The organism is Kluyvera genomosp. 1 (genome assembly GCF_001266615.1).
Lineage (GTDB): Bacteria > Pseudomonadota > Gammaproteobacteria > Enterobacterales > Enterobacteriaceae > Kluyvera > Kluyvera cryocrescens_A.
Genome location: NZ_LGHZ01000004.1, coordinates 223,106 through 235,611, shown reverse-complemented (window position 1 = coordinate 235,611; position 12,506 = coordinate 223,106). Strand labels below are relative to the sequence as shown.

13 protein-coding genes and 3 tRNA genes are annotated in these 12,506 nt (G+C 54.7%); 8 read left to right on the top strand and 8 right to left on the bottom strand.

Annotation, left to right across the window (positions count from 1 at the left end):
• The first annotated feature begins 62 nt into the window (after positions 1–62).
• From fucK to fucR, 3 genes are read left to right on the top strand one after another with little or no spacing between them, the layout of a single operon-like run.
• Positions 63–1,481 (top strand): L-fuculokinase, encoded by a 1,419-nt coding sequence (gene fucK / locus KP80_RS03040; RefSeq protein ID WP_052282107.1) that lies wholly within the window; start codon positions 63–65, stop codon positions 1,479–1,481.
• Between the two features lies 1 nt (position 1,482).
• A complete protein-coding gene (gene fucU, locus KP80_RS03035; protein ID WP_052282106.1) occupies positions 1,483–1,905 on the top strand; it encodes an L-fucose mutarotase in 423 nt (140 codons plus the stop codon).
• A gap of 57 nt (positions 1,906–1,962) precedes the next feature.
• The gene (gene fucR, locus KP80_RS03030; protein ID WP_052282105.1) at positions 1,963–2,694 is read left to right on the top strand and encodes an L-fucose operon activator; all 732 of its coding nucleotides are present in this window, start codon (positions 1,963–1,965) and stop codon (positions 2,692–2,694) included.
• 48 nt (positions 2,695–2,742) lie between these two features.
• On the opposite strand, the gene rlmM is transcribed toward fucR, so the two are convergent.
• The 4 genes from rlmM to KP80_RS03010 form a co-directional block, all read right to left on the bottom strand.
• On the bottom strand, positions 2,743–3,843 hold the full coding sequence (gene rlmM / locus KP80_RS03025) for a 23S rRNA (cytidine(2498)-2'-O)-methyltransferase RlmM (RefSeq protein ID WP_052282104.1): 1,101 nt from the start codon (positions 3,841–3,843) through the stop codon (positions 2,743–2,745).
• Positions 3,836–4,231, bottom strand: coding sequence for a DUF423 domain-containing protein (locus KP80_RS03020; RefSeq protein WP_052282103.1), 396 nt, complete (start codon positions 4,229–4,231; stop codon positions 3,836–3,838). The genes rlmM and KP80_RS03020 overlap by 8 nt, the downstream gene beginning before the upstream one ends.
• A 19-nt stretch (positions 4,232–4,250) precedes the next feature.
• A complete protein-coding gene (gene gcvA, locus KP80_RS03015; protein WP_052282102.1) occupies positions 4,251–5,168 on the bottom strand; it encodes a glycine cleavage system transcriptional regulator GcvA in 918 nt (305 codons plus the stop codon).
• A 353-nt stretch (positions 5,169–5,521) separates the two neighbouring features.
• Entirely contained in the window at positions 5,522–5,749 is a 228-nt protein-coding gene (locus KP80_RS03010) for a YgdI/YgdR family lipoprotein (RefSeq protein ID WP_035892822.1), read from the bottom strand.
• Positions 5,750–5,941: 192 nt separating this feature from the next.
• Between KP80_RS03010 and csdA the strand changes: the two genes are divergently transcribed.
• Together csdA and csdE are read left to right on the top strand one after the other, a co-directional pair.
• Positions 5,942–7,147, top strand: a complete 1,206-nt coding sequence (gene csdA / locus KP80_RS03005; protein ID WP_052282101.1) for a cysteine desulfurase CsdA — start codon at positions 5,942–5,944, stop codon at positions 7,145–7,147.
• Entirely contained in the window at positions 7,147–7,596 is a 450-nt protein-coding gene (gene csdE, locus KP80_RS03000) for a cysteine desulfurase sulfur acceptor subunit CsdE (RefSeq protein WP_052282100.1), read from the top strand. Before csdA ends, csdE begins: the two co-directional genes overlap by 1 nt.
• Here csdE and tcdA read toward each other — a convergent pair.
• On the bottom strand, positions 7,581–8,390 hold the full coding sequence (gene tcdA / locus KP80_RS02995) for a tRNA cyclic N6-threonylcarbamoyladenosine(37) synthase TcdA (RefSeq protein WP_052282099.1): 810 nt from the start codon (positions 8,388–8,390) through the stop codon (positions 7,581–7,583). The two genes, csdE and tcdA, sit on opposite strands and share 16 nt — an antisense overlap.
• 67 nt (positions 8,391–8,457) lie before the next feature.
• Positions 8,458–9,555, bottom strand: coding sequence for a murein transglycosylase A (mltA, locus tag KP80_RS02990; protein ID WP_052282098.1), 1,098 nt, complete (start codon positions 9,553–9,555; stop codon positions 8,458–8,460).
• A gap of 210 nt (positions 9,556–9,765) precedes the next feature.
• Between mltA and KP80_RS02985 the strand changes: the two genes are divergently transcribed.
• From KP80_RS02985 to KP80_RS02975, 3 genes are all read left to right on the top strand, one after another.
• Positions 9,766–9,842: transfer RNA gene (locus tag KP80_RS02985), tRNA-Met, on the top strand.
• Positions 9,843–9,898: 56 nt separating this feature from the next.
• Positions 9,899–9,975, top strand: a tRNA-Met gene (locus KP80_RS02980).
• A 45-nt stretch (positions 9,976–10,020) separates the two neighbouring features.
• Positions 10,021–10,097 (top strand) — tRNA-Met (locus tag KP80_RS02975).
• Positions 10,098–10,180: 83 nt separating this feature from the next.
• Here the strand turns inward: KP80_RS02975 and KP80_RS02970 are convergent.
• Positions 10,181–11,698, bottom strand: coding sequence for a cobyric acid synthase (locus tag KP80_RS02970; RefSeq protein ID WP_052282097.1), 1,518 nt, complete (start codon positions 11,696–11,698; stop codon positions 10,181–10,183).
• Positions 11,695–12,501, bottom strand: coding sequence for an energy-coupling factor ABC transporter ATP-binding protein (locus KP80_RS02965; protein WP_052282096.1), 807 nt, complete (start codon positions 12,499–12,501; stop codon positions 11,695–11,697). The genes KP80_RS02970 and KP80_RS02965 overlap by 4 nt, the downstream gene beginning before the upstream one ends.
• Positions 12,502–12,506: the final 5 nt, after the last annotated feature.

Sequence of the window (12,506 nt, the reverse complement as noted above, 5' to 3'; positions counted from 1 at the left end):
GAAGGGCGCTATTTTGGGCAGCATTGTTAGCTGGATTCTCCAGAGATGTTTCAGGAGTCTTTATGAAACAAGATGTTATCCTGGTTCTCGACTGCGGCGCGACCAACGTCAGGGCAATTGCCGTCAACCGCCAGGGAAAAATTGTCGCCCGTGCCGCTACCGTAAACGCCAGTGAAATGGCGGCAGAAAACAGCACCTGGCATCAGTGGTCGCTAGAGGCCATCTTACAGCGCCTGGCAGACTGCTGTCAGACGCTAGCGACCGAATTAGCAAACTGCCGGGTGCGAGGCATTACGGTCACCACATTCGGCGTCGATGGCGCGCTGGTCGATGAAAATGGCCAGATCCTCTATCCCGTTATCAGTTGGAAGTGTCCGCGTACCGCTGAAGTGATGAAAAATATCGAACGGCTACTTCCACAACACAGGCTTCAGGAGCTTTCTGGTGTCGGCGCGTTTGGCTTCAACACGCTCTATAAACTGGTGTGGCTGAAAGAAAATCACCCACAACTGTTAGAACAGGCGCACGCCTGGCTATTTATCTCGTCGTTGATTAACCATCGCCTGACCGGTGAATTCACCACCGATCTCACCATGGCGGGAACCAGCCAGATGCTGAATATTCATCAACGCGACTTTAGTGAGGAAATATTGCAGGCCGCTGACCTGCCGCGCCGGTTGTTCCCGCGTCTGGTAGAAGCCGGTGAACTCATCGGTACACTTCAGCCTGCCGCCGCCGCGCTCCTGGGACTTCAGGTCGGGATCCCGGTCATTTCAGCCGGGCACGATACACAGTTTGCCCTCTTTGGCGCAGGAGCCGAGCAGGATGAACCCGTGCTCTCTTCTGGTACCTGGGAAATCCTGATGGTGCGTAGCAACCAGGTCAGCACCTCGCTGCTTAGCCAATACGTGGGATCGACCTGCGAGCTGGATAGCCAACCGGGGCTTTATAACCCAGGCATGCAGTGGCTGGCTTCAGGCGTGCTCGAATGGGTGCGCAAGCTACTGTGGACGCCACAAACCCCCTGGCAAACCCTCATTGAAGAGGCTCGCCTGATTCCGGAAGGGGCTGAGGGGGTGAAAATGCACTGCGAACTCCTGACAAACCACAATGCCGGATGGCAGGGAGTCACGCTAAACGCGACTCGCGGTCATTTCTATCGCGCAGCGCTAGAAGGGCTCAGCGAACAGCTTGCGCAAAATCTGCGCACGCTGGAGCAAATCGGCCACTTTAAAGCCACGGAGCTTTTGATGGTGGGTGGAGGAAGCCGTAACACGCTGTGGAATCAGATCAAAGCCAACATGCTCGACATGCCCATCAAGGTGCTGGATGACGCCGAAACCACAGTGGCGGGCGCGGCGATGTTTGGTTGGTTCGGCGTGGGGGAATTTTCCAGCCCGGAACAGGCCAGAGCGCAGGTGCACTATCAATACCGATACTTCTATCCACAAACCGAACCCGAACTGATTAAGGAAGCTTGAAATGCTGAAAACGATTTCACCATTAATCTCCCCAGATCTGCTGAAGGTATTGGCCGAAATGGGCCACGGCGATGAGATCATTTTTTCTGACGCCCATTTTCCAGCGCACAGTATGGGGCCGCAGGTTATTCGCGCCGACGGTTTGAAGGTTAGCGAGCTACTGCAGGCCATCATTCCACTGTTTGAACTCGACAGCTATGCACCACCGCTGGTGATGATGGCGGCGGTAGAAGGCGATTCTCTCGACCCCAGCGTAGAAGCTCGCTACCGCGAGGCGCTTTCCCTCCTGTCCCCCTGCCCAGAAATATCCCGCATTGACCGCTATGCGTTTTACGAGCGGGCGCAAAAAGCCTTTGCGATCGTTATCACAGGTGAGTGTGCCAAGTATGGGAATATTCTTTTAAAAAAAGGAGTAACACCGTAGTCTCATGCCGGTGCGCCCGCCCGATGCGGGCGCGTATCGAATGATGGGGTGAAAAAGATGAAAACGGCACGCCAGCAAGCGATAGTAGACCTGCTCATTCAGCACAAAAGCATGACAACTGATGCTTTGTCCGCTCAGCTTAACGTCAGCAAAGAGACCATTCGTCGCGATCTCAGCGAACTCCAGACGCAGGGCAAGGTGCTACGCAACCATGGACGGGCGAAGTATATCCATCGAGAAAATCAGGATAGCGGCGATCCTTTCCACATGCGGCTGAAAAGCCACTTTGCGCACAAAGCCGATATTGCCAGGGAAGCACTCGCCTGGATAGAAGCCGGCATGGTCATTGCCCTCGACGCGAGCTCAACGTGTTGGTATCTGGCGCGACAGCTGCCTGATATCGACCTGCAGGTTTTTACCAATAGCCACCCTATCTGCCTTGAGCTAGGAAAGCGCGAGCAGATTCAGCTTATTAGCTCCGGCGGCCAGCTTGAACGAAAGTATGGCTGCTACGTGAATCCCTCCCTGGTCTCACAGCTAAAACCATTAGATATCGACCTGTTTATTTTTTCCTGCGAAGGGATCGATCGTGAAGGCGGGCTTTGGGATTCCAATACCGTTAACGCCGACTTTAAGTCGTTACTGCTTAAACGGGCATCACAATCATTGCTGCTGATTGATAAAAGCAAATTCAACCGTTCGGGCGAAGCGCGCATCGGTCACCTCGATGATGTGACCCACATTATTTCCGATGCCAGGATGGAGGCCCGACAAACGCTTATCATTTGAAACAAAAATGGCCCACCAAGGCGGGCCATTTGGCGAAAGAAATAAAACTTAACGCTCGTCGCGACGACCGCCTACGGAAGCCCACAGGCGGCGAACGTGAACGGTCACTTCCTCGCGATCGTGGTACAGCTGACGCGCCTGGATTTGCGCATTAATGCCATTCTCGTCAAGTTTCTCCTGGATATACGCCAGGTTGTGAGACAGCTCCTCATAGCGTTTTTTCATCGGCAGCTTGAGGTTAAAGATAGTTTCACGGCACCAGCCGTTGACCAGCCATTCAGCCATCAGCGCGGCCACTTTCGCTGGGCGCTCAACCATATCGCACACCATCCACGAGATGTTGTTGCGGGTTGGGCGGTAGCGGAAACCATCTTCACGCAGCCAGGTCACCTGGCCGGTGTCCATCAGGCTCTGCGCCATCGGGCCGTTATCCACGGAAGAAACCCACATGTTGCGTTTCACCAACTGATAGGTCCAGCCGCCTGGGCAGGCACCTAAATCGACCGCGTACATACCGTTGGCCAAACGCTCGTCCCACTCGTCGGCAGGGATAAAGACGTGGAACGCCTCTTCCAGTTTCAAGGTCGAGCGACTTGGTGCGTCGGACGGAAACTTCAGACGCGGAATGCCCATATAGAACGGCGAGTTATTGGTGCTGTAAGAATAACCGGTGTAGCAGCAGCCCGGAGCGATAAAGAACACATGCACGACTGGGCGTTTGGTTGTCTCATACGCAGCTAAGACTTTAGCTTCACGCAGCGCCGAGCGCAGAGGCACGGTGAGCTTACGGCAGAATTTCATCAGCTCTTTGCTTTCGTTGGTGTCAGCCACTTCAACACGCAGATCGCCACCTTTCTCCACCACACCTTGCAACATGCCTACGATAGGCGTCACGCGGTCTTCCGGCGGCAGATCTTTTAACAGCTCACCCACCACAATCATCTGACGGGCAAAGACCAGCGAGCTAAACGGCAGATCACGCGCCAACTTGTCAGCATCGCCTTCCTGATAGCATTCGAAGATCACGTAGCCAGAGTTATCTTTGACGCGCGCAAAGCCAAATACTTCGCGACGCCCGGCTTTGTCCGTAATCTCTGCAGCACACTCTTTCTCAAACCCAGGGCGGCAATACAGCACAACCTTATTCATGAACCACACCCTTACGCTTAAGTCGAATCGCACCAATCAACATCAAAACCCAGCCGGCGAGGAAGCTCACGCCACCTACCGGAGTCACAAACGCCCACAGGCGGAGATGGGAGAGCGCCAGGCAATACAGGCTACCGCTAAACAGCACGGTACCCAGCGCCATGAATACGCTGCTCCAATAGAACCAAATACTAATACGGCGTTGCATCGCCACGGCAAGGCCAAAAATCGCCAGGGTGTGAAATGCCTGGTACTCCAGACCGGTCTGGATCCAGCCCATCTCAACAACGCCTAACGATTTGCTCAGCACGTGTGCGCCGAACGCGCCCAGTGCCACAAAAATAAAGCCACTGATTGCGGCAAATATCAGCATAAAACGGCTGGTCATGGTATTACCCTAAATTCATTTATTGATCGTATCGAAAACGAAAAGTTTCTTGCTCATGAGCCGCTTTCGCCAGAATCCACTGACGAAAGGCCGCTATTTTACCCAGTTCTGCCTGACTGTCATGACAAACCAGATAAAAAGCATTTTTGCTCACGAGGACATCGTTAAACGGGCACACCAGGCGGCCCGCTTCAATTTCAGATTGCGCCATGACGTTATTCGCCAGCGCAACGCCCTGTCCATGGATGGCAGCCTGCAGCACCATTGCGCTATGGCTGAAAATAGGCCCCTGCTGAACGTTGATGTGGTTAAGGCCGAGCTGGCGCGTATACGTTTGCCAGTCGCGGCGAGATGCATCGTGCAGCAGCGTGTGTTTTGCCAAGTCAGCAGGTGTTTTCAACGCTTTATCGCCGGTAAGCAGCAGCGGAGAACAGACGGGGAGTAAATACTCGGCGTACAGTTTTTCCACTCTGAGCCCCGGCCAGTTGCCGCGACCATAAAAAATAGCAACGTCGACATCGTCCGCCAGCTTGTCTTCCTGACGGTCTACGGCCTGGATTCTGACATCAATTCCCGGATAAGCTGAGTTAAAGCTTGAGAGACGCGGCACCAGCCACTGAATAGCAAAACTGGGCAATAAACTGACGGTTAACGCCCCTTTCGCGCTTCGTGCCTGTAGTTTACGCGTTGCCTCCGTTAATTGCGAAAAGATCTCTTTGATGTCCTGAAAATAGCTCTGCCCTTCTTCGGTCAAAAGCAGAGAACGATTGCGCCGCCGAAACAGCTTCAACCCCAGAAAATCCTCAAGAGACTTGATTTGGTGGCTTACTGCGGCCTGCGTCACAAAAAGCTCATCGGCCGCGCGAGTGAAGCTTAAATGGCGTGCGGCTGCATCAAATACACGTAATGCATTAAGTGGTGGCAAACGCTTTGACATGGTCCCAGAACTCAATTGTTAATTGATTTTAACAAATAGGAAACAACAGTTAACCTATTAGTTTTTTTTATCTGAGCCATTATAATTTGTCCGTTGAGCTTCTACCAGCAAATACCTATCATGGCGGCACTTCCTGAGCCGGAACGAGAAGCTTTTTTTGGAATGCGTGTTCTGAAGGGCTTTTGGCTTACGGTTGTGATGTTGTGTTGTTGTGTTTGCAATTGGTCTGCAATTCAGATCACGGTAGCAAGGCTACCCTTTTTCACTTCCTGTACATTTACCCTGTCTGTCCATAGTGATTAATGTAGCACCGCCTAATTGCGGTGCTTTTTTTTGCCTGGACGATCGTCTCTTTATTTCTCCAGCGCAACCATCTCTTTCACTTCGCTGTGGTTAATCTGCTGTTTCACACCGTTCGCATCTTTATACGAAATCAAACCGGTATCATTATCCGTCTGCGGTTTCCCTTCAGACACGATGCTTCGGCCATCATTGGTGTGTATCACGTAGTTCGGCCCCGCGCAGGCGCTCAGCGCGAAAGTCAGCATACAAGCAGAGAGTACGGCGGCAGTCTTTTTCATTTTTTTCTCCTTAAAGCGACTTATGCTATTCAATATTAGATTAACAACAGGGATTAATATTTCCCCAACACTAAACAGCATAAGACACTGACACGGCTTCGTATGCAGTTCCGGATAATTCCGACGATGAGCACAAGCCTTGTATCAACGCGCATTTTGCGCGACGATCTCCTTATTGATATGAGGAATTCCATGAACGCGTTCTCCCCCGCGCAGTTTCGCGCACAGTTTCCCGCCCTGCACGATGCCGGGGTTTACCTTGATAGCGCCGCTACCGCGTTAAAGCCGCAGGCCGTTATCGAGGCAACAAATCACTTTTACTCGCTCAGCGCCGGTAACGTTCATCGCAGCCAGTTCGCCGAGGCGCAGCGCTTAACCGAGCGATATGAAGCCGCGCGTGATCAGGTCGCGCGTTTACTCAATGCGCCGAGCGGGAAAGATATCGTCTGGACGCGCGGCACCACCGAAGCCATCAATATGGTAGCGCAGTGCTACGCCCGTCCGCGGCTACAGCCGGGCGATGAGATTATCGTCAGCGTTGCCGAGCACCACGCTAACCTGGTGCCGTGGCTGATGGTCGCCGAACAGACGGGGGCGAAAATCGTCCAGTTGCCGCTGGCTGACGACCGGCTGCCAGACGTTGCGCAACTCGCCACGCTTATCACGCCGCGGAGCCGCATTTTGGCGCTCGGGCAGATGTCCAACGTCACCGGTGGATGTCCGGATCTGGCCCGTGCCATTGTTCTTGCCCATCAGGCTGACATGGTAGTCATGGTCGACGGTGCGCAGGGTGCGGTCCATTTCCCCGCGGACGTTCAGGCGCTGGATATCGATTTTTACGCTTTCTCCGGCCATAAGCTCTACGGGCCAACCGGCATCGGTGCGCTGTACGGCAAAAGCGAGCTGCTCGACGCCATGACCCCGTGGTTAGGCGGCGGGAAGATGATCAGTGAAGTGACGTTTGACGGCTTTACCACCCAGCCGGTGCCATATCGCCTGGAAGCCGGTACGCCAAACGTTGCGGGCGTCATTGGCCTGAGCGCGGCGCTGGAATGGCTGGCAGAGATCGATATCCAACAGGCCGAATCCTGGAGCCGAGGGCTGGCGACGCTGGCGGAAGAAGAGCTGGCGAAACGCCCGGGTTTCCGGTCATTCCGCTGTCAGGACTCCAGCCTGCTGGCCTTCGATTTTGCTGGTGTACACCATAGCGACATGGTGACGCTGCTGGCCGAGTACGGTATTGCGCTGCGCGCCGGTCAGCACTGTGCTCAGCCGCTGCTGGCAGCATTAGGCGTGAGCGGTACGCTACGCGCCTCGTTCGCCCCTTATAACACGCAAGACGACGTGCACGCGCTGGTCAGCGCCGTCGATCGGGCGCTCGAACTTCTGGTGGATTAATGACAACAACGTTAAAAGCCGAGCATCCGTTTGGCACTGAGATAACGCCTGAAACCTTGCGCCAGCAGTTTGCGGCGCTTTCGCAGTGGGAAGATAAATACCGCCAGCTGATTCTGCTGGGTAAAAAGCTGCCAACACTGACGGATGAACACAAAGCCCAGGCGCAGGAAATTCCAGGCTGTGAAAATCGCGTCTGGCTGGGGTATACGCAGGAAGCAAACGGTGCGCTGCACTTTTTTGGCGACAGTGAAGGAAGGATTGTACGTGGTCTGCTGGCCGTGCTGTTGACCGCCGCAGAAGGCAAGCAGCCAGCGGAGATTCTAACATCCGAGCCGCTGGCGCTGTTTGATGAACTGGGCCTTCGCGGCCAGCTTAGCGCCTCACGCAGTCAGGGCCTGGCAGCCCTGAGCGAGGCAATGACCCAAGCTGCCCGTCAAGCGCTGGCCTGACGCTCCGCTTTTGCCATCATCTTTTTCAAGGCATGGGATACCGCGACAAAGCCAAAGGTTGCGGTGACCATCGTCGCCGCGCCAAAACCGGACGCACAGTCCATACGTTTTGGCCCTTCCGCCGTACTCTTCATCGCGCATACTGAACCGTCCGACTGCGGATAAACCAGCGCTTCGGTGGAAAATACGCAATCAACGCCGAGTTTGCCTTTACTGTTCTTCACCACGCCGAAGTCGCTTTTCAGCCGCTCGCGGAGCTTCGCTGCCAGCGGATCCTGGATGGTTTTCGCTAGATCGCTGACCTGGATCTGCGTCGGATCAATTTGCCCACCCGCACCGCCGGTGGTGATTAGCGGCACTTTGAAGCGACGACAGTAGGCAATCAGGGCCGCTTTCGGTCGCACGCTGTCAATCGCATCGACGACATAGCTGTAGCCTACGCTCATATATTCCGCCACATTATCAGGGGTGACGAAATCGTCGATCACCGTGACGCGACACTCAGGGTTAATCAGTCGGATACGCTCCGCCATCACCTCGGCTTTCGCTAAGCCGACGTTGCCGCCCAGGGCATGAATCTGGCGGTTGGTGTTGGTGACGCACACGTCGTCCATATCAATCAACGTGATGGCACCAATGCCGGTACGCGCTAGCGCTTCCGCCGCCCAGCTGCCGACGCCGCCAATACCCACGACACATACGTGCGCCTCGGCAAAAACCTGAAGAGCTTTTTCACCGTATAAACGCGCCGTGCCGCCAAAACGCTGACGCCAGGCGTCACTGATAACAGACATAAAACCTCAAATTTCTTCATTAATGCCTCCCCGGCATCGGCAAACCTCAGCCGGGGAGATAACGGACTTAGCCGCTAAAAACATTGCCTGCGTTGCTTGCTGTCTTCAGCACCCACACGCGGCCGTAGTGATTATACCAGCCCGCGCGATGCCCGGCATCTGCACCGATACCCTGGTAGATGTCAAAGTGCTGGCCTTTAATCGCGCCGCCCACATCCAGCGCCACCATTAAGCGAAGCTCATACTGACCGTTAAACTTACCGTTATTATCAAGCTGCGGGACTTCCGCTAGCAGGGTGGTGCCCGGCGGGATAATGCTGCGGTCGGAGGCCACCGATGCGCGGCCAATCAGCGGCACGGCGCTCGCACCTTTCACCGGCGCGAAAGATTGTGGTTTAAAGAAGACGAACGATGGGTTCTGCTCCAGCAGTTCACGAACCTCCGCTTCGCTGTGAGTTTCGCCCCAGTGACGGATCGCCTGCATCGACATATCTTCACGCTTCACTTCACCGCGATCGATAAGTACTTTACCGATGCTTTTATATGCCCAGCCGTTTTTCCCGGCATAGCTAAAGAAGTTAAGCGGTGAGCCATCACCAAAATCAATGTATCCGCTGCCCTGCACATCCATGATGAAGTTATCCATCAAGGAGTTGCTGTAGGCCAGCACGTAGTTATCGCTCAACTCCCCGGCATAAATTCCGGCACGAGATGGCAGCTTGCCGCGCTTCGGCGGCATGCGGTAAAGCGGATACTGGAACTCGCCCTGACGCGTATGGCGCGCCTGCACTACTGGCGTGTAGTAGCCAGTGAATTGGACGTTGCCGTAATTATCGGTGCCTTCCATCTGCCAGGCATCGAGGCCATACTGGCGCATAGTGCGCGTATCGCCACCGGAGAGCAGCCACTGCTGCACGGCGCTATAAAGGTTGCTCTGGTTGCCGTACAGGCGCGGAGAGGCGTTACGAATCTGGTTTACCTGCTCGGCGAAGTCGCCCGCATTAATCGGTGCGCCGACAGCATCAGGTTGATTGACCAGTGAGAAAGGCTGGGTGAATTTCCCGTCTTTATACTGTTGACCGCGATCGGTCGGTTTTGACGAACAGGCTGCCAACATCGCCAGCATTGCCCCGGTTGCTACATACTTAACCCAACGTCCTTTCATGGTGTCTTCTATTTTCCGCATAATCGAAAGTGCCCGAAGAAGATAACAAACCGCCAGGGGTATTGAAATGCGATTACGCCAGCCAGCAATAATTTTGTACAAAAAATAATCCAATCGTGTCGTATACATACAACCTATAAAAAAATGAGTGATTTATCTCAAAAATGAGTTGCATCAAAAGCTCAGCAGAGTATAGTGCGCATCCACGGACGCGGGGTGGAGCAGCCTGGTAGCTCGTCGGGCTCATAACCCGAAGGTCGTCGGTTCAAATCCGGCCCCCGCAACCAATTAAAAAGAAGTGAAAATCAGAAGCAACGTTACTCGATGGAAGAGTAATGACGGACGCGGGGTGGAGCAGCCTGGTAGCTCGTCGGGCTCATAACCCGAAGGTCGTCGGTTCAAATCCGGCCCCCGCAACCAATTACAATCTGATGCAAGTTTACTCGATGGAAGAGTAAAGACGGACGCGGGGTGGAGCAGCCTGGTAGCTCGTCGGGCTCATAACCCGAAGGTCGTCGGTTCAAATCCGGCCCCCGCAACCAATTAAAATGACACCCTACTGGGTGTTTTTTTTTGCCTGTCATAAACTGCTGGTGCCACTCTCACGAATGGCACGTCATTGCCGCTACGGCTCCTGATGCTCCCGCATAATCGTATAAATCTTTTCAATATCAATATGCTGACGCATAGACTCCGCCAGAATATCAAACTGCTGTGCTTTGTAATGGGCGTAGTGGAAGTCGCCGTCCAGTGCCATTAACCCTTTGCGTTTGCGCAGACCATTAACCAACGCACGAGTAAACGCATCGCTATCAAACAGGCCATGAAGGTAGGTGCCAAATACCAGGCCATCTTCGCTTGTTGCACCATCAGCGTGATGTTGACCATCTTTGCACAGCTGCATCAAAGGGCAAACACCATCCAGCAGCGTGGTCTCCCCCATATGAATTTCATAACCGCGTAGCGCCATTCCCGATACCGCCGCCAGCCAACCCGGCAGTGCGTCATTGAGTATGGCCGTTGCCTGAGTGGTGATTTTAGTCGGTGCAAAACGGGTCACGGTATTGAGCAGCCCTAACCCCGGCAGCGTCCCCAGCCCTGACTCCACCTCATCAATCAGCGTATCGCCCAGTATCTGATAACCACCGCAAATTCCCAACACCGGTACGCCCTGTCGCTGGGCCTGCAAAATACCGTGCGCGAGCGCGTTTTCCTGAAGCCACAGCAGGTCGCCGAGGGTATTTTTGCTGCCCGGTAGGATGATCATGTCGGCCCCAGCCAGATCGTCGGCGTGGCGGACATAGCGCACGCGCACATCCGGCTGTGCTGCTAAGGCGTTAAAATCGGTAAAATTAGAAATATGCGGTAGCTGTATCACCGCAATATCAACTTCACGCTGGCTGGCACCCCGATATTTACCTTTTTGCAGCGCCACGCCGTCCTCGTCTTCAAGGTCGACCTCCAGCCACGGCATTACCCCCAGCACAGGCACGTTGGTTAAGGCCTCAATTTGTTCTATACCGGAGTAAAGCAGCGCTACGTCACCGCGAAACTTATTAATGATGACGCCCTTTACCCTGGCCCGCTCATGGTCATGCAGCAGCGCCAGCGTGCCGAAGATGGATGCGAAAACGCCACCCCGGTCGATATCCGCAACCAGGATGACCGGGCACTGTGCCATCTCCGCCATGCCCATATTGACGATATCGCGGTCGCGCAGGTTTATCTCCGCTGGGCTACCCGCCCCTTCCAGCACCAGCACGTCATACTCTTGCGCCAGGCTTTGGTAAACCTCAAGGATCTGCTCCCGCAGCCGCGGCTTGTAATCGTGATAGCTAACGGCATCCATGTTGGTGGCCACCTCGCCCATCAACACAATTTGCGCTTTACGGTCGCTGGTTGGTTTAAGCAGAATCGGGTTCATACGTACATCCGGCGCAATCCCGGCGGCTTCGGCCTGAAAAATTTGCGCCCGCCCCATCTCTTTGCCATCCGGAGTAATTCCAGAGTTAAGCGCCATATTCTGCGATTTAAACGGCGCGGTGCGCAGGCCATCCTGATAAAAAATCCGGCACAGCCCCGCCACCAGCATACTTTTGCCGACGTCGGATGCCGTGCCCTGCAGCATAATGGCCTGGGTCATACGTTTCCTTTTTCACGCATACGGCGGAAAAACTCCGCCTCGGTTTTACACAGCGGCAGCCCAAGCTCCGCGTGCAACTTAACTAGCCACGGCTGGCTTAGGCCGGCCTGTTCAATCAGCTCGCGTCGGGAAAATACCTCACCCGGCGTGCCTGCCGCCAATACTTCGCCACCGCGCAGCACGTATACCGCGTCGCTGACTTCATAAATCAAATCAATATCGTGGCTGGAAATTACCACATGATTGCCCTGCGCGACGATACGCTTAATGATGTCAATCATCTGCGTCCGCCCGGAAGGGTCCAGCCCGGCGGTCGGTTCATCCAATAATAGATAGCGCGCCCGCAACACCAGCGCCCCGGCAATCGCCACGCGTTTTTTCTGCCCGTGGCTTAGGCATTGAATCGGCTGCTGGCGAAAATGCTGGGCATCGACCAGCGTCAATGCGTCATCAATGCGCCGCGCGATCTCATCCTCCGCCACGCCCAGATTGCGCAAGCTAAAGGCAATATCGCTATCGATATCGGTATAAAAGATTTGCTGATCCGGATCCTGGAATACCGTGGTCACCTGCTGACGCAGCGCCAGCAGCCCACGTTTGCTGTAATCCAACGGTTTTCCCTGCCACAACACCGCCCCCTGCTGCGGGCGCAGCAGGCCACTGAGATTCATAAACAGCGTTGATTTCCCGCAGCCGTTCGCCCCCACCAGACCGGTGACGGCCTGACGAGAAAAATCCAGCGTCAGCCCTTTGAGCGTCGGTGCGTCCTGGTAACGAAACCAGAGGTCGCTGGTCGCCAGCATGGTAT